The organism is Campylobacter sp. LMG 17559 (genome assembly GCF_024723605.1).
In the GTDB taxonomy this organism is placed as follows: Bacteria; Campylobacterota; Campylobacteria; order Campylobacterales; family Campylobacteraceae; genus Campylobacter_D.
The window spans coordinates 1-19,027 of sequence record NZ_JANQCZ010000012.1 but is presented as its reverse complement, the minus strand read 5'-3'; the positions used below and the strand labels follow the sequence as shown (position 1 = coordinate 19,027).

Annotated in this window: 16 protein-coding genes, 1 other RNA gene and 1 pseudogene; 8 read left to right on the top strand and 10 right to left on the bottom strand. The window is 29.8% G+C overall.

From position 1 onward, the window contains the following. Positions 1-101 precede the first annotated feature (101 nt). A complete protein-coding gene (locus CAMP5082_RS06710) occupies positions 102-842 on the top strand; it encodes a carbonic anhydrase family protein (protein ID WP_337206285.1) in 741 nt (246 codons plus the stop codon). An 11-nt stretch (positions 843-853) separates the two neighbouring features. On the opposite strand, the gene CAMP5082_RS06705 is transcribed toward CAMP5082_RS06710, so the two are convergent. Continuing rightward, positions 854-1,486, bottom strand: a complete 633-nt coding sequence (locus CAMP5082_RS06705) for a poly(A) polymerase (RefSeq protein ID WP_337206284.1) — start codon at positions 1,484-1,486, stop codon at positions 854-856. After that, positions 1,486-3,294: a translational GTPase TypA gene (gene typA, locus CAMP5082_RS06700; RefSeq protein ID WP_039629177.1), complete on the bottom strand. Its 1,809-nt coding sequence runs from the start codon at positions 3,292-3,294 to the stop codon at positions 1,486-1,488. Before typA ends, CAMP5082_RS06705 begins: the two co-directional genes overlap by 1 nt. Before the next feature lie 127 nt (positions 3,295-3,421). Between typA and CAMP5082_RS06695 the strand changes: the two genes are divergently transcribed. Genes CAMP5082_RS06695 through CAMP5082_RS06675 form a run of 4 tightly spaced genes read left to right on the top strand, consistent with a single transcriptional unit; the run spans position 3,422 to position 8,140 of the window. Beyond that, positions 3,422-3,760, top strand: coding sequence for a hypothetical protein (locus tag CAMP5082_RS06695; RefSeq protein ID WP_039619431.1), 339 nt, complete (start codon positions 3,422-3,424; stop codon positions 3,758-3,760). 3 nt (positions 3,761-3,763) lie between these two features. Beyond that, complete coding sequence (fliK, locus tag CAMP5082_RS06690) at positions 3,764-5,452, top strand: flagellar hook-length control protein FliK (RefSeq protein WP_337206283.1); 1,689 nt, start codon at positions 3,764-3,766, stop codon at positions 5,450-5,452. Between the two features lie 50 nt (positions 5,453-5,502). Then, entirely contained in the window at positions 5,503-6,510 is a 1,008-nt protein-coding gene (locus CAMP5082_RS08465; RefSeq protein ID WP_442863327.1) for a flagellar hook capping FlgD N-terminal domain-containing protein, read from the top strand. A gap of 4 nt (positions 6,511-6,514) precedes the next feature. Beyond that, positions 6,515-8,140, top strand: coding sequence for a flagellar hook protein FlgE (locus CAMP5082_RS06675; RefSeq protein WP_337206282.1), 1,626 nt, complete (start codon positions 6,515-6,517; stop codon positions 8,138-8,140). A gap of 10 nt (positions 8,141-8,150) precedes the next feature. Here the strand turns inward: CAMP5082_RS06675 and CAMP5082_RS06670 are convergent, their stop codons facing one another. Then, a complete protein-coding gene (locus CAMP5082_RS06670) occupies positions 8,151-8,594 on the bottom strand; it encodes a hypothetical protein (protein WP_263664035.1) in 444 nt (147 codons plus the stop codon). A gap of 52 nt (positions 8,595-8,646) precedes the next feature. Here CAMP5082_RS06670 and ffs point away from each other — a divergent pair. Continuing rightward, positions 8,647-8,744: signal recognition particle sRNA small type (ffs, locus tag CAMP5082_RS06665), an RNA gene on the top strand. A 3-nt stretch (positions 8,745-8,747) separates the two neighbouring features. Here ffs and CAMP5082_RS06660 read toward each other — a convergent pair. The 5 genes from CAMP5082_RS06660 to CAMP5082_RS06640 form a co-directional block, all read right to left on the bottom strand. Next, positions 8,748-9,971 (bottom strand): HD domain-containing protein, encoded by a 1,224-nt coding sequence (locus tag CAMP5082_RS06660; protein ID WP_337206281.1) that lies wholly within the window; start codon positions 9,969-9,971, stop codon positions 8,748-8,750. A gap of 165 nt (positions 9,972-10,136) precedes the next feature. Further along, complete coding sequence (gene fic / locus CAMP5082_RS06655; protein WP_337206280.1) at positions 10,137-10,745, bottom strand: protein adenylyltransferase Fic; 609 nt, start codon at positions 10,743-10,745, stop codon at positions 10,137-10,139. Positions 10,746-10,807: 62 nt separating this feature from the next. Continuing rightward, positions 10,808-11,788, bottom strand: a complete 981-nt coding sequence (locus CAMP5082_RS06650) for an ABC transporter ATP-binding protein (RefSeq protein WP_337206279.1) — start codon at positions 11,786-11,788, stop codon at positions 10,808-10,810. Continuing rightward, positions 11,788-13,371 carry an ABC transporter permease gene (locus tag CAMP5082_RS06645; protein WP_337206278.1) on the bottom strand — a complete coding sequence of 528 codons (1,584 nt, stop codon included), beginning with the start codon at positions 13,369-13,371 and terminating at the stop codon, positions 11,788-11,790. The genes CAMP5082_RS06650 and CAMP5082_RS06645 overlap by 1 nt, the downstream gene beginning before the upstream one ends. Before the next feature lie 17 nt (positions 13,372-13,388). Beyond that, a complete protein-coding gene (locus tag CAMP5082_RS06640; RefSeq protein ID WP_337206277.1) occupies positions 13,389-14,393 on the bottom strand; it encodes a Fe(3+) ABC transporter substrate-binding protein in 1,005 nt (334 codons plus the stop codon). A gap of 189 nt (positions 14,394-14,582) precedes the next feature. Here CAMP5082_RS06640 and cgb point away from each other — a divergent pair, with 189 nt between their 5' ends. Next, positions 14,583-15,011: a single-domain globin Cgb gene (gene cgb, locus CAMP5082_RS06635; RefSeq protein ID WP_039619438.1), complete on the top strand. Its 429-nt coding sequence runs from the start codon at positions 14,583-14,585 to the stop codon at positions 15,009-15,011. A gap of 23 nt (positions 15,012-15,034) precedes the next feature. Here the strand turns inward: cgb and CAMP5082_RS06630 are convergent, their stop codons facing one another. Together CAMP5082_RS06630 and CAMP5082_RS06625 are read right to left on the bottom strand one after the other, a co-directional pair. Further along, positions 15,035-15,508, bottom strand: a complete 474-nt coding sequence (locus CAMP5082_RS06630; RefSeq protein WP_337206276.1) for a GlcG/HbpS family heme-binding protein — start codon at positions 15,506-15,508, stop codon at positions 15,035-15,037. Positions 15,509-15,517: 9 nt separating this feature from the next. Beyond that, the gene (locus CAMP5082_RS06625; RefSeq protein WP_337206275.1) at positions 15,518-17,146 is read right to left on the bottom strand and encodes a multidrug ABC transporter permease/ATP-binding protein; all 1,629 of its coding nucleotides are present in this window, start codon (positions 17,144-17,146) and stop codon (positions 15,518-15,520) included. Positions 17,147-17,703: 557 nt separating this feature from the next. Between CAMP5082_RS06625 and CAMP5082_RS06620 the strand changes: the two are divergent. After that, positions 17,704-19,027 (top strand): annotated as a pseudogene (locus CAMP5082_RS06620) (hypothetical protein); the annotation flags it as partial.

Genomic DNA, 19,027 nt, shown 5'->3' with positions numbered 1-19,027 from the left:
GCTAATTTTTAAGATAAATATTTAATTTTAATATAATTATTTTTAAACATAAGCTTTTTATAGGGGATGTTTTTTTATAATTATGCTAAAAAAGGAATATTATGAGTTTTAAAAAAATACTTTTTGGTTTATTTACCACTAGCATGCTTTTTGCCTATGAGCAAATGCCTCAAAATGCCTCACATGGAAATTTTATAGAAAAAGATAAATGGAAAAATTTAGATAAAAACTGGATTTATTGTGAAAGTGGGTTAAATCAAGATTTTATTAATATAAACAGCAAAAAAGCTACAAATAAAAATCATTCTTTAGAATTTAACTATTCAAATGACTCTTTTGGTTTAATGAATGATGGTTATACCATAAAAATGTATTTTGCAAGTAATGGAAGCCATATCGTGCTAGATAATACAGCTTATAATTTATCTCATTTCCACTTTCACGCTCCATCAAAAATTTCTATTGATAAAAAATCTTATCCTTTAGAAATTCATTTTAGTCATGTAAGTCAAAAAGGCGATATAGCAGTAGTTGTACTGTTTTTACAAGAAAGTGCGGAAAATCCTTTTATTAAAAAAATCATCCGTGCTTTTCCTAAAAAAGAAGGCGATAAACTTTATGTTCAAGGCTTAAGTGCTAATGAGTTATTGCCAAATGACCTTCAATCTTTTTATATCTTTAAAAATAAACTCAACGAGCCTTGTAATCAAAAAATCACTTGGATAGTTTTAAAAGATATAAGCTATGCCTCTAAAGAGCAAATCCAAACCATACAAAATTTAATGGGAAAAAATGAGAATTTAAAAATACAAGAAATTAATAATTTAGAACAAAATGATTAAGTAAGCTAAGCTTAATCATGTATAAAAGCTTGAATTTTTTCTAAATTAGCTCTAAAAAGTTTAAAATTTAACTCACTTGAAATTTTTAAATCAGCAAAAAAAGGATTTTTCAAACTTGCTATGAGCAAATAATCATCTTTTTTCAAAACTCTTTGTGTAGAAAATTCTTTATCCTTTACTTTTTCAAAAATACTTTCATTTGAACTAATATCTTCTTTTAATTTCTTACTATAAAGCAAAATTCCACAAAAGAAATTCCCAAATTCATCTTTAAATTTTACATCATAAAGAATAAAATCATCAAAAATAAAAGAATTTTGAGAATGATAAGTTTTTAAAGAAAAATCAAAAGCAATTTTTTCAAAATCTTTTTGATTAAAACCTTGTTTGTCAAATTTAGCATTGTTTTGTTTTAAAAATTCTTCACACATTTTAAATACAAGCTCATTGCGTCCCCACATAAGCTTTCTTCCTAAAATTCTAAAAAACAAAACTCCTGCTAAAACAGCAAAAAATAAAGCTATAATCACATCCTTGCTAAATTGAAAAGCAAGAAAAAATATAACCAAAGCTTCAGCAAATGCTAAAATTTGCAAAGCTTTGAGTCTTTTATTTAAAGCTTGTCTTATGGCTTCAAAATCCATTAAGACTTAGCCTTTTCCATTCTTTTTCTTTGAGTAGGATCAAGATATCTTTTTCTAACTCTAATATTTTGTGGAGTAACCTCTACAAGCTCATCTTCTTCTATCCACTCTAACGCTCTTTCAAGGCTTAATTTTCTAGGTGGCACAAGCTTAATCGCATCATCACTACCACTTGCCCTAACATTGGTTAGATTTTTACCTTTAATAGGATTAACATCTAAATCATTTGGGCGTGAATGCTCACCTATAATCATACCTGTATATACTTTTGTTTGAGGATCAATGAACAATACCCCTCTATCTTGCAAATTAAACAAAGAATATCCTAGTGCAACACCATTTTCCATAGAAATTAACGCACCATTATTTCTTTTTTCAACTGCTCCGCTAAATGGACGAAACTCTAAAAAGCTATGGTTCATAACACCCTCGCCTTTAGTATCTGTTAAAAATTGTGATCTAAATCCTATAAGCCCACGCGCAGGAATTTCAAACTCAAGTCTAGTTTGACCATCTCCAGTTGGTGTCATAGTTTTCATTTCAGCTTTTCTTTTACCTAATTTTTCAATCACAACCCCAGTAAAATCATCAGGCACATCAATCACCAAATGCTCAAATGGTTCTGTTTTAACTCCATCTTCTACCTTAACGATAACTTCAGGTCTTCCCATACAAAACTCAAAACCTTCTCTACGCATATTTTCAGCCAAGATAGTTATTTGAAGTTCACCTCTTCCGCTTACTTTAAATTTACCCTCGCCTGTACTTTCATATTTCATAGCAATATTAGTTTTCATCTCAGCTTCTAGACGTTCTGCGATTTTATTTGAAGTTACATGCTTGCCTTCAGTACCTGCTAAAGGACCATCATTTACCGAAAATACTATGCTTAAAGTTGGTTCTTCTATATGTAAAGGATCAAGCGGCATAGGATTGTTTGGATCTACCACACTATCTCCCACATCTAAAGCTTCAAAACCTGCAATCGCTACAATATCGCCTGTCCCTGCTTCCTCGATGTCCATTTTTTCTAGACCCATAAAACCAATAAGTTTTGAAATTCTTCCATTGATTTTAGAACCATCTGCCTTAGCAAGCATTACATTTTGATTTTTCTTTACTTTACCATTAAAAATTCTTGCAATTCCTATTTTACCAACGAAATTATCATAACCTAGAGTAAAAACTTGAAGCTGCAAAGGGTTTTCATCACTACCACTTGGAGCAGGCACGCGCTCAAGTATAGTCTTAAACAACGGCTCCATATTAGTGCTTTCATCTTCAAGTGCGAGTTTTGCATAACCATTTTTAGCAGCCGCATAAACTACAGCAAAATCAAGTTGTTCATCATTTGCCTCTAAAGCCACGAAAAGATCAAAAATTTCATTGATTACTCTTTCAGGATCAGCAGCTGGCTTGTCGATTTTATTAATAACAACAATAGGTTTAAGCCCTAAAGATAAAGCTTTTTTTACCACAAATTTAGTTTGAGGCATAACCCCTTCTTGCGCATCAACTAAAAGCAAAACCCCATCAACCATTTTTAATACACGCTCAACTTCACCACCAAAATCAGCATGGCCTGGAGTGTCTATGATGTTTATTTTGGTGCCTTTATAATTAATAGCAGTATTTTTAGAAAGTATAGTAATACCTCTTTCTTTTTCTATATCGTTGCTATCCATTACGCGCTCTGCTATTTGCTCACGCTCACTAAAAGTTCCTGATTGCTTTAAAAGCTCATCCACCATCGTTGTTTTTCCATGATCAACGTGAGCTATAACGGCTATATTTCTAATATTATCCAAGTTTTTCTCCAAAGTCTTAAATTTAAAATCTAATATTATATAAAAAAAATGCTTAAAAATTAAGATTAGCAAATTGGAACACTTGTTGCTTTTGTCTTGGATAAGAATTATTTTTAAGGAGAAAAATATGTCAAACCTAAATACTCAAATCTTTAACGCTAACTTAGAAAAACAAGGAACTTCAGTTTTAAATAGTAAGCATTTTATGGAACTTTTAAATTATTTAGAAGTTGTAAATTCAAACGAAGAAAAAGAATTAAACTATGCAAAGCTTTCAAGTAAAGTAAGTGAAATTTTAGATGATGCTCATAATGAAAATGCTGTTTTAAACGCTAAAAATATAGAAGAGTTGTTAGTAATATTTAAAAACTTTAATCTTTCTCATGAAAATTTAAAACTTGATTGTGCAGCACAATTGCAAAATTTATTTCCAAATTTAGCAAAAAATAATTTTTTAGTAGGTTAATTAATGTCAAATATCCAAGCAGGCGATGCTTTAAATTTACTAAGCATCGCTCCACAAAATGAAAATCCTAGCAAAGAAAGTACTAATTCACAAAACGATGGAGAGGAATTTTTAAATTCCTTATTGCAAGCAATAAATGAAAAAGATAAAAGCATATCAAAAGATTTTAAAGCACCACAAAAAGAAAACACAAGCAAAGATAAAGACTTAAAAGACACCAATAATAAACTTTCGCTAGATGAAAAAGATGCTATAAAGCTTTTTGAAGGTGCAAATTTTATGCAAATTCTTTCTTTATTAGAGGTTTTACAAAGCGATAGCAAGGATATAAAATTAAACAAACTTGTCCAAGATAATACTGCTATTTTAGCTCTTGAAAAAAACTTGCACAAGTTAAAAAATATAAAAAATATTGATGAGCTTTTTAATATAGCAAAAGAGCTTGGATTAAATATAAAAAACATAAAATTTGAACAAATTAAAGATTTAAAAGAAACCTTTCCAAATCTTGAAAAAAAAGGTTTTTTTAAAACTTCAAATTTAAATAATAAAGACTTAATTGAACCACAAAAACAAAACAATACTAATGTTTTTCAAGATTTAATCAATCAAAAAATCACTAAACTTTTAAAAGAAGAACCAAATACAAGCAAAAATGTAAAAAGCAAAGAAAATGAAGGTATTTCTTTGCTTTCTTCTGCTTTAAAAAATATAGAACTTCCAAAAAAAGATGTAAAAGCAAAAGAAAATATTCAAAACATCGATTTTAAGGAAAAATTAGTAGAAAAAATTCAAATTCAAGATAATAAAGAAATCAAAGACACAAAAAATATAAAAAATATTAGCAAAAATGATAAACTAAATGATATTGAGCTTATCAATCTAACTCAAAATCCAAACTTAAAAAAAGAAATTAAAGACAAAGAAAAGATAGATTTTAAAGAAATATTAAAAAGTGAAAAATTAACCACCAGCGAAGATAGTTTTAGTAAAAAAATAAGTTCTGTTTTAGAAAATTCAAAAGATTTAAAAACCGAACTAACAAATACAAAAAATATCCAAAATTTACAAAATCAAAATCAAGATTTGAAAATTAACTTAGAAAATTTACTAAATACTCAAGACAAACAATTAAAAACAGACAAAAATACTCAAAACACAGACAGTTTTAGTGATATTTTTAAAAGCACTAAAGAAGTTATAAAAGATGAAAAAGATCATAGCGAGGAAAATTTAAATTCTTATGTGAAAGAAATGAATAGAGTTTCTAATAATTTTGTAAAAAATCAAAATATTCCTATGAAAGAAACTTTCAATGATTTTGCTCAAGAATTTAAAGAAAAACTAGAAAGTTATAAAGCACCTATAACACGCTTTAGTATAACTTTAAATCCACACAATCTTGGGGAAGTAGAAGTAACTTTAGTCCAAAGAGGATCTAATCTAAACATCAGCTTTAATTCTAATCAAAATACTTTAAATCTTTTCATACAACATCAAGCTGAGTTTAAAAATGCTCTTGTAAATATGGGCTTTACAAATTTAGAGATGAATTTTAACAACCAAGAAAGAAAAGAGCAGAATAATCCACAAAAACAAAAAAACAATAATAATAAAGAAGATAAGGTGAATTTTGAAAAAGAAATTCAAGAAAAACCAAGCTTAGAAATGGTTTTGGCAAAATATTTTTAAATGGAATATTTTTTGCTTTAAGCTTTAAAAATATATAAAAAAGGATTTTTATGTCAAATATAAATACACAAACTCTTCAAGGTCCTTTAGCAACACTTAATACTAAAGATATGCCAAATGCAAAAGGAAATGCTAGAGCTGGAGAAGGCGATAGTGGGTTGATTTATAACCCTGGAGCAGAACTTGACAAGGATGCATTTTTAAAGCTTCTTTTGATAGAACTTCAACACCAAGATCCAACCGATCCTATGGATACTGAAAAAATGCTTACTCAAACAGCACAACTTTCAGCACTTGAAATGCAAGATAATACCAATAAAACCATGACTCAACTAGTAGATGCGATGGCAAAACTACAAAATTCTATTGCAGCAAGTACCGGTATGAGTGCATTAGCTGCGGTTGGAAAACTTGCAACAGTTAAAGATGATTATCTTGTGGTAGCAGATGATGATATACAATTTCAAATTAATATGTATTTACCAAAAGAACCACAAAAAGGTAAAAAGACTGATATTGACACTGAAGGTTTTGAACTTAAGAAAAATGGTGAAGATAAACTAGACATTACAGGTAAGGTAGATAAAGAAATAGCAGGGCCTGGAGAAACTATATATGTAAAATTAGTTGATGATAAAGGCCAAGAAGAAACTGTTAAAGCAGTAGTTGGCGAGGATCAAACCTTTAAAATTATAGGACATACTCCAAGCGTTGATATCAAAACAGCTAAGATTGATTCAGCTTATAAATCAGATAGCGAACCTGTAACATTTACTATTTATAACGAAGCAGGTGATCCTGTAAGAACAATGAAAGTTAAAGATATGACTGCAGGTATGAAACAGATTGTTTGGGATAGAACAGATGATAGTGGAAATCCTGTGCCATCTGGTAAATACTATGTAAGAGCAAGTTATATAGGTGAAGATGGAACAACAGTTAACTCAACTTATGGTGCTTATCCTATCACTGGTGTAAGATTTGAAGATGGCGAAGCTCTAGTTGGTATGGGCGGTAGCTGGGTTAAATGGGAAGACATTAAAGAAATTACAGGATAAAATCATGTTTACAGCATTTTACAATGGAGTAAATGGAGTAAAATCCCAAAGTTATGGCATAGACAATACTGCTCACAATATAAGCAATGTCAATACAGTTGGTTTTAAATACTCTGATGTAGCATTCAAAGATGTATTTTACAGCACTGTTACAACCCAATCATACAACAAAGGTCAAACTGGTTATGGTAGTGTAGCAGGAGCCACAAATGATGTTTTTGAACAAGGACCACTAGTTTCTACTGATAATGAATTTGATGTGGCTATTGCTGGAAAGGGCTTTTTTGGTGTAAGTAATGCCAATGGAGTTTATTATACTAGAAATGGTGCTTTTAAACCTGATGCAAATGGATTTTTAGTAGATTCAAATGGTAATTATGTGCTTGGAACTATGAATCCATCATTAAAAGAAATTCAGCTAAGCGATAGGGTTTCTAATATGTTTGGTCAAGCTATGGGACAAAAAGTTACCACAGCTTGGAGTGGAACACCTGGAGAAAATTTCCAAATAGGTGGAGTTAATACCCAAGGGCCTATTTCTGTGCCTAAAAATCTTTATTTACCACCTCAACCAACACAAAATATCACTTGGAGTGGAAATTTAGACACAAGCACCAAAACAGAAGCAGTGAATGTAGATGTAGATGCTTCTAAATTTGAATTTAGTAAAAATGAAGATGGTAGTGTAAAAATTTCAGGTAGTGTAAAAGATGAGCAAATTTTTGGTTTAAAGCCTGGTGATACTATATATTTTAAAATTACTGATGAAAAAGGTGTTAGTCAAACATTACAAGCTACTTTAGATGAGAATTTGGCTTTTAGTATTGACAATCAAAAACTAGATAAAGTAGATTTAGAAACAGCTAAGTTAGAATCATCTCATTTAAGTGTAGAAAAAGAAGTAGCTGATAGTACAGAACTTTCTGCAAAATTAATCAATCCTGATGGTTCTACTAGTTGGGTTAAGGTTAAATTAGATAGAGTTTTACCGCAAAATGGCACAGATTTAGAGTACAAAGCCGTTGCTCAAGTATATGATAATGATGGCAATAAAATAGGTGGAACTACCGAAGGTTTAATCACCTTTAATGAAGCTGGAGCTTTGGTATCTAGCACTCTAAACTCAGTTGATAATAACGGAACAAAAGTCAATATAAACCTTGGTTCTTATTATGATCCAAATATACCAAATTCAGGTTATGATGGACTTCATGCTTTAAAAAATAAACAGCCTTCAGTACACACACAAACAGATGGTAAAGGTGAAGGGTTTTTAAATAATTATTCTATCAACACAGATGGTACCATCATCGCCACTTTTACTAATGGCGATCAAATAGCTATGGCAAAACTTGCTTTGTTTAATTTTACCAATGAACAAGGTTTGGAAAAGCTAGGAGAAAATCTTTATGGACAAACAGGAAATAGCGGTAATCCAACCTTTTTGCTTGATAATAATGGAAATTTCAGCACAGCAACCTTTAAAGGCTCTTATTTAGAGCAATCAAATGTAGATTTATCCGTAGCATTTACAAACTTAATCACTTTGCAAAAAGCTTATGATTCAAGTAGTAAAAGCATCACAACAGCTGATCAAATGATACAAAAAGCAATCAACATGAAACGCTAATTTTAGCCTTTCATGATGGTTCTTTTGAATTTTTTTCTAAAATATATTTTATTTCTTGCTCAAAAAATTCATACACCCTAAGTTGCACTAAAGCTTCTTCTTCATTTTTATCCATCAAACGCTCAAGTCTATGAAAATTAATCTTTTTTGCATATCTTGGATTTTTCTTTAAAAGTGAAGCAATATTTTTAAGTAAAGCGTCTAAACTAAGCTCATTTTTTAAAACTCTATCTACATATTCTTTAGAAGTTTGCACTAAAATAGCCTGCCTGCTTTTATCATCTGGATAAACTTCACTTGCAATATCAGCCAAAACTTGCCAAATTTCTGCTTTTATAGTCTTATTTGCCACAATAATAGCAGCAAAAGATTTTGCTCTAAATTCTAAAGATAAATGACTAGGAACAAAAAATTCTCTAAATTTAGATAAAAAATTTGCAAATATACTCAACATACTTCACCTCAATGTTTTTTAAGATATTTTAAGGTATTATTTCAACTGCCTTCTCTTAGACCTGTGCAATGCTATTTTTAAGCACCGCTTCAGGGTGGGAACACAGCAGAGCACTTAGACTTAGTGTGTGCCGCAGTCATCTGGGAGAGGGTTTTAAAGTTTAAAATATCCTTTAATATCCTCACAAATTCTAAAGAAATTTACCCCATTAATAGTCGGATTTGTTTTAAAATATTCATACATTCCCACAAAACCGCTTTCAAGCTCTTTAGACTTTACTCCATAGCTAATTGACAAAGCTGCTTCTATAAAAGCTGCTAATTTATCACAATACTTCAAAGCTTTTCCATCAATAGCTTTAAAACGATCCTCATTAACCGCATCTAAACTACCACTATAAACACTTGGCTTGTTATTAAAAATACGATTTTCAAATTCATTTTTCACAAAGGCACTTTCTTCATTTTGTCCTTCTCTAATACCAAGTATATAGCTAAATTCCTCTCTAAAAGATAGTGGTATAAAAGGTAAAATTTTCTCATTAATAAGCTTCATTTCATACTCATTGATGATTTCATTTAAACCATCTATGCCATATTTTACCGGAGAGATGATATCTCTAGTTAAACTTTCAGGTAAATCATGAAACAAAGCGCAATAAAAATTGCTTTCTATTCTACCATCGCATGCTTTTACTTCTAAAGAATAAAAATAAGACAAAATAGCTACCACAAGCATATGTCCTAAAACCGCAGTTTCAGGAATCCTTGGGGTTTGCGCCCATCTTTTTTGAAAACGCAAGCGTCCGCTTAGATCGATTATTTTAGAAATTTTTTGATTAAGAGCTATTTTTCTTGCACCGATTAATTCATAATAATCTTCTAATTCTTCTTCAACCTTAGCCTTAATCTCATCAATATCACTTAAAAACGAGCTAGTTTGATAAACTATATTAAACTCCCATCTTGTCGCAAAATACGAAGCAGCTTTTAAAATAAGCCTTTCTTTCACATAATCTTTACCTTGTAAAAAAAGCTCATAACGTTTTAAAAATGCACCATTTTCAATATCTTGAATCATCGGTGCGATTTTACTTAATACCCAAGCACTTACTTGCTCATTTTTTGCACGTGTTATTTCATGATACACATCAGGGCGTATATCAGTCACTACTACCCTACTTAAAAACTCAAAAATCCCCGCTTCTATGATAAAGCGCATATTGACATCTTTTTCCATTTTAGCAATGAAATAAGCAATGATAAATTTATGCGCTTGTTTATCAAGCTCGACTAAATTTGTCATTCTAGGATAATCATTCCACCTTGATATAGAAGCGGCTTTAAAAATATGCTCTATTAATTCTACACTAATCATTTATTTCCTTTTTTTGCTGTGATTTTACTTTATTTTATAATCTTTAGCAAATTTTATTTTTATTTTATGATTTAATGTTTTATTATTAAATAATCTTTTGCAATAAGAAGAATTTGAGATTAACAAGCTTGTATCAATAAAAATTATAAAACTAGCTTTAAACAATCAAAAAAGCTCTTTTGTTTTATAGAGTGTATATCCTTCATAATAATAGCTTACATCAATCCCTCTTGCAAAAATATTAAAGCTATGAATGTCATCACTCAAAGCATTTTGAAATAAAATTTTTATCTCTACATCTTTAATAGGGCTTCTTTGCATTGCCATTATATAATCATCTTTATCAATTAAACTCCAATCAACCACTTTTTTCAACTCTTTTTTAAGTATTAAATCAAGCCAAATTCTCATACTTCTACCATTTCCTTCTCTAAAAGGATGAGCTACATTCATTTCTACATATTTTTCTACAATTTGTTCAAAGCAAGATTGCTCCATGAGTTCTATTTTTTTAATTGCCTCATGTAAATAAACAGCAGGAGCAAATCTAAAATTTCCTTTTGAAATATTTACCTCTCTTATTTTTCCTGCAAAATCATAAATATCTTCAAATAATTTTTGATGAATCACCCTTAAGCTTTCAAAACTTCCTGCTTTCAATGTATCTAAAAAACCACTTTCAAATAAAGCTTTTGCCTTTAGTTTGCTTATTCTTTCTTCTTCTTTAGCCAATTCTAGTTGATTTTTTATACCAAGTTTATTTGTAAGTATCATTTTAAACCTTTAAAGTTTATATTTTATAAGATATTTAATATAAACTTTATTAAATTTATGATTTAAAACTCTTTTGTTTCGCTTAACTCAAGATAAATCTCATCATTTTTACTAAGTTCTTTATGATGATAAATACTAAAAATATATCCTTCCAAACTCACACTTAACTCATAAAAATCCCCATAAAACACGCATTCTAAAACGCTAGCTTTTAAAGGAGTTTGTGAAGTTGAAATTTGTATATCATTAGGGCGCAAAATACCATTTTTACTTTGCAAATATACTTTAAATTTCTCATCTAAAATTGTATTTGGATCTATAAAAAATGCTTCTCCCAAAAAGCAAGCACTATCTATATTTTTAGGCTTATAAAAAAGCTCTTTGGCACTTCCATAGTCTAAAATTTTCCCATCCTTAACCAAAGCGATATTATCTGATAAATAAAAAGCATCATCTTTATCATGTGTGACAAAAATAGCACTAAGCTTATGCTCTTTTAAGATATTTTTGATTTCTTTGCGCATTTTAACGCTTAAAGTGTGATTTAAATTTGAAAAAGGTTCATCAAAAAGTATAATCTTTGGCCTTGCAACTATGGTTCTTGCTAGTGCTACTCTTTGGGCTTGCCCACCGCTTAGCTCATTTGGATAGCGCTTTAAAAGTGTATTTAAATTTAAAATTTCTAAAACTTCATCAAGTCTTTGTTTTTGCTCGTTTTTACTTAAAGAGCTTATACCAAAGCATATATTTTCTTCTACGTTTAAGTGTGGAAACAAAGCATAGTCTTGAAACAAAACCCCTACATCACGCTCTTGTGGGGCTAAATACACATTCTTAGAAGCAACTAGTTTATCCCCTATACAAATACTACCATCATTGATTTCAAAAAAACCCGCTATACAACCAAGCAAAGAACTCTTACCACATCCACTTTCTCCCAAAATACTGACAATCTCACCTTCTCTTAAGCTCAAAGAAATTCCTTTTAAAACTTCTGTTTTTCCAAAAGATTTGTAAAGATTGTCAATTTTTAAGATTTCCATTATTGTCCTTTTTGGTTGTTTTTATTTTGCAAATAATGCATTAAAAATGTAGGGATAATCCCAAATAACACTATAATCAAAGATGGCAAAGAAACATTATAAATTAATTCATTTTCACTATAAGCAAATACAAGCGATGAAAGCGTTTGAAAACCTGAAGGTGAAAGTATAGTCGAAATAGGCAATTCTTTTAAAATATCCACACAAATAATCACCACAGCTAAAGCTAAATAATGCTTCATCAAAGGAAAATGAATTTGAGTGAAAATTTTAAATGGTTTTGATTTTAAGGTTAAATTTGCATAGTCTATGTTTTTAGAAATTCGCTCATAGCCTGATTGAGTTGCAAAAATCCCCGAAGCTAAAAATCTTACAAAATATCCAAAAAATAATACTAAAAATCCACCACCTATAGCATATTCAAAAGATAAAAGATCAAAAATATAATTTAACACGCCCAAAATCACTAAAATTCCCACAGCTACCACAGCTCCAGGTAAAGAATACCCCAAAGTCGTAAGCCAAAGAATGATTTTAGAAGCTTTTGTATCGTTTAAACGCACCACAAAACACAAATAAAACGCCACCCCCACAATAGCAAAAGAACTCACCAAAGACACGCTAAGACTATAAAATGCAGGTGTTAAGACATTGCTTAAATTTTGCATAAAATCAAACCCGGCCCAATAAACAAGCCATATAATAGGCACGACAAAGGCTAAAAATGCCACTAAAAAGCACCATAAAAAGGCTAAAAATGCCTTTAAGCCTTTTAACTCATCTTTTGGAGTAGGTAAAAATACATTTTGATTAAAGCCTTTTTTGCCTCTTTGAATTTTTTCTAAAAGCATTAAAAGTGCGATAAACACTAGCAAAGCCACGCTTAAAGCCACAGCACTCACTTCATCACCGCCACTTCCCCATGTTCTAAAAATTCCTGCACTAAAAGTATCTACGCCAAAATACGCCACCAAGCCATAATCACTCAAAACCTCCATAGCCACCAACAGCAAAGCACCCACTATACCCACACGGCAAAATGGCAAAATCACTTTGAAAAATGTTTTTAGATTAGAAGCCTTAAGTGTTTTAGCACTTAAAATGATATTACCAAGTCCATAAGCAAAGGTATTTTTAGCAAAAAAATACACATAAGGGTAAAGTGCAAAAGATAAAATCACAATCACACCATATGCATTCATGATATCTATACGCCTATCAATGCCTAAAAAAGTAGGGATTAAACCTTGAAATTCAAACAAATCAATCCAAACAAAACCCATCACATAAGAAGGTATAGCCAAAGGTAAAATCAAAAACCATTCAAAAAATTTCGAGCCAAAAAATTTATAAAAAGCTATCAAATAGGCACTAACTAAACCTATAATCAAACACAATACTAAAGTACCAAACAATATAAAAGCACTACCAAAAATATATCGTGGCAAGACATTTTTACTCAAATGTTTTAAGGTGTTAATATCTATAAAAGGAAGGTGCAAGATGATGGCAAGTATAGGCAGTATAATTAAACTACAGAAAAAAAAGGTGGCAAAAGACCACCTTAGACTTAAAAATTTCAAATTTTATTTTTCCTTAATTATTTCCATTGAACTTCATCAAAAATCATTAAAGCTTCTTTAGCATTACCCCAGTAAGCTTCAAAATTTGGTTTTTCAATTTTAAACTCGCCCCATGATTGTAAAATTTTAGCAGGTTTTACTTCTTTATTTACCGGATACTCATAATTTTGGTTTGTTAAAATTTCTTGTGCTTCTTTTGAAAGCATAAACTCGATAAATTTAACAGCGGCTTCTTTATTTTTAGAAGTTTTTAAAACACCTATACCACTTACATTAATATGTGTTCCTCTACCATCTTGGTTTGGAAAAATCACTTTTACTGAATTTGCAGCTTCAACATCTTTAGGATTTTTTGAATTTGCCAAGTGTCCTAGATAATAACTATTTGATATAGCTACATCGCCTTCTTTTGCATAGATTGCACGAATTTGATCACGATCCCCACCCTTTGGAGTACGTGCAAGATTATTTGCTATGCCTTGAGCCCATTCTTTTGCTTTTTCTTTGCCCAAAGTATCAATCATTGCACTTAACAAAGAAATATTATAAACATTATTTGAACTTCTTACTAAAACTTTACCTTTAAATTTAGGGTCAGTTAAATCTTCATAAGTTTTAATCTCTCCATCTTTAACTCTATCTTTAGAAGCAACGATAATTCTTGCTCTTGTTGTAAAAGCATACCATTCGTTGTTTTTACCTCTTAATTCTTTTGGAGAAAGTTTTTCTAACTCAGGTGAGCTAACTGAAACAAAAAGATTATTTGTGCGAACTTGTTCTAAATTTCCCGCATCAGCAGTCATAAATAAATCTGCTTTTGAGTTTTTACCTTCAACTTCTAATCTTTTAGCAAGCTCATTAGCTTTAGCTTGCACCACATTTACACTAATGCCTGTTTTTTCTTGAAATAATTTGAAAATTCCTTTATCAGAATCATAATGACGATGAGAATAAATCGTAAGCTCTTGAGCGCTTAAACTCATAGCAGCTAGTAAAGATAGTAAAACTACTTTCGCTTTCATTTTATAAATTTCCTTAATTTAAATTTTGAAATTGATAAGGATTATTATATTAATAATTCACTTTATATTTACTTAAATTGATACACATAATCATTTTAAAATAAAATGATACAAAATTAACATAAATCAAGATATTTTTTCTCTCATTTTTATATAATCATCAAAAATACAATATACAAAGGAGAAAAAATGACACAAGAACAAATTCAAATCATCAAAGATTGTGTGCCGGTTTTACAAAAAAATGGTGAAGTTTTAACTAAAGAATTTTATAAAATCATGTTTGAAGAATATCCTGAAGTAAAACCTATGTTTAATATGGAAAAACAAGCTTCAGGTGAGCAACCAAAAGCTTTAGCAATGGCTATTTTAATGGCGGCAAAAAATGTAGAAAATTTAGAAAATATGAGAAGCTTTGTTGATAAAGTAGCTATCACTCATACAAAATTAAATGTCAAAGAAGAACATTACCCTATAGTAGGTGCTTGTCTTTTAAAGGCTATTAAAGTAGTGTTAAATGCAGATGAAACTACACTAAAAGCTTGGGAAGAAGCTTACAAAGCTATCGCACAATTTTACATAGACATTGAAAAAGAAATTTATGCAAAAGCTAAGTAATCATAGGCTTTGATTTTCAAAGCCTATTTTAAAAACGCTATCCCCGCTTTAGCTATTTTTACATCCTCATCTAAGTGTGCTCCACCCACACCTATACCACCAATAACAACTCCATCTATAAAAATCGGTACCCCACCAGGCATAATAGAAAACTTATCATCTAAATAACGAATATCTTCAGGTATTTTGCCCTCTTTTACACCTTTAAAAATAACAGCTGTTTCTCTTTTTTGTGAAGTGGCTGTGTAAGCTTTTTTATAACTAGCATTAAGCGTATGCACACCCGCTTTATCATCTCTTAAAACCGCTAAAATTTGACCAGATTTATCTACTATGGTAATACTTACATAAAAGCCATTTTTTCTTGCTTCTTTCTTTGCAAGCTCCAAAATCCCTTCAACCATTTGTGTAGTTAGCACAGGCTCTTTTACAAGCTCAAAAGATTTTGCCATTAAACTTACTCCTAAAAATACACATAAAATAAGTAATTTTTTCATTTTTTTCCTTTAAAATTTTTCTACCGCATTTTTTGCTAATTCTTTTATATCGCCTTTTAATTCACAAATTTGACCATTTTGTGCGAGTAAAATTCTATCAGCCATATCAAAATACACATCATCATGAGTTATAGCAAATATAGTAATACTTTTTTGCTTTAAAAGTGGCAAAAGTTTAGTATAAAAAAACTTCCTAAACATAGGATCTTGATCGGCAGCCCACTCATCTAAGATCAAAATATCTCTTTTTTCAAGCAAAGCATTAAGCATAGCTAGACGCTTTTTTTGTCCAGCTGAAAGTTTTATAGTGCTAAAAGTATTTTCTACAAGCTCTACTTTTTCATTAAGTTCTAAAATTTCAAGCCAGTATGCTAAGTCCTCTTTGCTAAATTTCTCATCTTCTAAAACATGCTCAAACAAATGAAAATCACTAAAAATCGCACTAATTAAACTTCTATACTCATACATATTTTCCGAAGTTACTTTTTCATCATCTAAAAAAATACTTCCTTTAAAATCTGTAAAAAGCCCTGCTAAAATCATAGAAAAAGTAGATTTACCGCTACCATTTTTACCTATTAAAAATACGCATTCGCCCTTTTTAAGCTCAAAATTTACAGGTTTTAGTGCAAATTTTTCATTGTATGTAAAAGACACGTCTTTAAAAGAAAGTTTTTGCCAAATTTTTTTATTTTGACTGAGTTTAAACTCATGAGAATAGTTTTCTAAATTTAAATTTGAAATTTTATCTAAAGCGATTTTTGCCATCATAAGCGTAGGAAAACTTCCTATCATAGCTCCAAGTGGCGCTCTTAAAAAAAGTACACTCAAAGCGATAGTCATAGCACTTTGCAAACTAGCAAGCTCATAATTTAAAGCTATATAAAACTCCGCTCCTACTAAAGCTAGCATAGCACTATTGCTCCAGTTGTTAGATAAAATATGCAAAATATTTCCCATAGTAGAGCTTTTTTTCTTTTTCAAAGCATTTTTTTCAAACTCATTTTCATAATAATACTTCGCCCTTAAAGGATTTAAGGTTAGTTCCTTATGTCCTTGTAAAATATTTTGATAGTTTTTTTGCAAAGCATCATCATTTTCCCTAGCATTTTTAAAATAAAAATACACCTTGCTCATCAAAAAATTATCCACCAAAAAAACACACACTATCCACGCTAAACACAAAAAGAAAATTTCTAAAGAAAGATAAGCTATATAAGCACTTACACAAATAATCAAAACACTTGATTGTATAAATTCAGGAAGCCTTAAAAGCCCAAAAGAAATACTACGCACATCATTATTCAAAGAAGCTAAAATTTTTGCTTTAGTAGTGTTTAAAATACTCAAAACACTTGTATCTAAAATTTGCTTTACAACCCTTCTTTGCATTTTAAAAATAAAACTTTGCCCAAACGAACTTAGAGCAATTTCTACAAAAGAAGAACTCGCAAAAAATATAAGCAATAAAAGCACAAAATACACAATGATATTTGAGTTTTCAAGATTAGCTTTTAATAAAAATTCATTGATAAAAACTAAAGTCAATACACCTAATATACTCGTAAAAATACTAAAAAGCAAAAAAAGAATGATTTTAAGTTTATTTTCTTGAAACAAAATCCATAAAAAACTCACAATGATACCTTTTTAAACAATACTTATAAAATTATAACAATTTATTTATAATATAAATTTTACTCAAAAAACCTATTTTTCAATACATCCAAGCTCAAGTAATATATTCTTATTATACTAATATTTTATTATTGTTTGTTTTTAAGCTTAAATTTATAAATATAGTATTAACATTACTTTGTTGTTGAAAAGTTATTTGTAATTCATACTAAAAATATAAATTATAGTATTGATTGCAATATTATAAACATATACAAAAAGGATTTTTATGTTAAGATTTTTATCCAAAAATCACCTCACGGGGGGGGGGGAACGATAATTTTCGTTTTAACTCAAACACTTTAAACTCTTTAAAAAACTATAAAAACTCTAATCTTTTAAAACTTTCTTTATTTACTATTTTTTCACTAAGTTCTTTAGAAGCTGCCACCCAAGCAAATTATGATAAAGCTTCTAATGCTTATGTTATTAAAGAGCACAAATTTAATAATAATGATGTTTATGATTATAATCTTGATACTTATAAACTCTTAAGTGGTAAAAACTTCTATGGCCAAATGGCTACTAATAAAAACCTTTCAAATATCACTTTAATCTATGATAATCCTAAAGATAAAACTCATTCTAAAATGAATGATTTATATTTTAAACAAGACATACTTACTCCAAGTATTAAAGAAGATATTTTTGTAGTTAATGGCTTTCATAGTTCTAACTCAGCTAATACTACCCTAAATCAAATCAGCTATATACCTTTTTTAGTTTCTGCTTATACCTTTAATGCAAAAGCTAATAATAATACCTTAGTGTTAAAAGCAGGAGAATTATCTTCAGTATATTATTTAAAACCTACTGATAAAGAAGTAATTAATCCTAAAGCTACAGGTTTAGATAATAAATATAATTTTTTAATCACTCCAGCCATAGCTAGAAAAGGTGAAGTAAGTAATAATACTTTAAATTTCTTAAAAGATGCCTATGTAAATATGGGTGTTGAAAACACCTATACCTTACCTTTAAATGGTGCTCCTTATATCTTAGGTGCTTTTGGTGTAGATGCTAATGCTAATAATAATACAGTTATATTAAATAAGGGAGTAAAAATAGACTTTCATACTACCCCTTATAGACAAAGCACTTTAGGGGATAATATCTTTGATGAGAGAATGACTCATGTAAATGGAGCTATTACTTATAATGGCAATGCTAAAAACAATAAGGTTATTATAGATGGAGCTTCTTTATTAGTACATGGTCCAAGTGGAGCATATTCAACATCAGCTGCTACTCACTTAGGAGGAGCTTTTGTGGATGTTAATAATAATCAAAGCTATGAAGTAAGTAATAATAGTGTATTAATCAATGATTTAAAACTAGATTTAAGAGTAGATACTAAAAATACCCCATTAGCTTATAATGCTGTCTTAGTAGGAGAAATCTATGGGGGTAAAATCATACAAGGTAATGCTTATAAAAACACTATAGATATAAAAGACTTACAAACCTTATTAGCATTAAATACCAATGTAGAAGTAAAAGCTCTCTTAGACTTTTATGCAGGTATAACTAATAATGGTATAGCTAATGATAATAGCATTAGTATTAATCTAAAAAAGCCATTTGAGATTAATTCTAATTTTACAGGTAAAAATGAGTTTAATCTTTATGGTGGGGTAGCTACTAAAGGAGCTAATAGAAATAGTATTCATATCAATGGGGATTTAACCCAAGGACTTACTGTTGAAAATCATCAAGATAAAATTCAAATCACAGCAGCACAAACTCTAAGCTCTAAAGCAAATAATAATAGCATTAATATTAAAAACTCAAACATAGCTATGCCTTTATATTTATATGGAGTAAGCAAGGTTAGTTTAAATG

Excerpts from the sequence above, each read along its gene's own strand:
- CAMP5082_RS06630 (WP_337206276.1), bottom strand. The coding sequence starts at position 15,508 with ATGAAAAAATTACTTATTTTATGTGTATTTTTAGGAGTAAGTTTAATG.
- CAMP5082_RS06675 (WP_337206282.1), top strand. The coding sequence starts at position 6,515 with ATGTTTACAGCATTTTACAATGGAGTAAATGGAGTAAAATCCCAAAGT.
- CAMP5082_RS06660 (WP_337206281.1), bottom strand. The coding sequence starts at position 9,971 with ATGATTAGTGTAGAATTAATAGAGCATATTTTTAAAGCCGCTTCTATA.
- CAMP5082_RS06650 (WP_337206279.1), bottom strand. The coding sequence starts at position 11,788 with ATGGAAATCTTAAAAATTGACAATCTTTACAAATCTTTTGGAAAAACA.
- fliK (WP_337206283.1), top strand. The coding sequence starts at position 3,764 with ATGTCAAATATCCAAGCAGGCGATGCTTTAAATTTACTAAGCATCGCT.
- CAMP5082_RS06695 (WP_039619431.1), top strand. The coding sequence starts at position 3,422 with ATGTCAAACCTAAATACTCAAATCTTTAACGCTAACTTAGAAAAACAA.
- cgb (WP_039619438.1), top strand. The coding sequence starts at position 14,583 with ATGACACAAGAACAAATTCAAATCATCAAAGATTGTGTGCCGGTTTTA.
- CAMP5082_RS06640 (WP_337206277.1), bottom strand. The coding sequence starts at position 14,393 with ATGAAAGCGAAAGTAGTTTTACTATCTTTACTAGCTGCTATGAGTTTA.
- fic (WP_337206280.1), bottom strand. The coding sequence starts at position 10,745 with ATGATACTTACAAATAAACTTGGTATAAAAAATCAACTAGAATTGGCT.
- CAMP5082_RS08465 (WP_442863327.1), top strand. The coding sequence starts at position 5,503 with ATGTCAAATATAAATACACAAACTCTTCAAGGTCCTTTAGCAACACTT.
- CAMP5082_RS06710 (WP_337206285.1), top strand. The coding sequence starts at position 102 with ATGAGTTTTAAAAAAATACTTTTTGGTTTATTTACCACTAGCATGCTT.
- CAMP5082_RS06670 (WP_263664035.1), bottom strand. The coding sequence starts at position 8,594 with ATGTTGAGTATATTTGCAAATTTTTTATCTAAATTTAGAGAATTTTTT.
- CAMP5082_RS06705 (WP_337206284.1), bottom strand. The coding sequence starts at position 1,486 with ATGGATTTTGAAGCCATAAGACAAGCTTTAAATAAAAGACTCAAAGCT.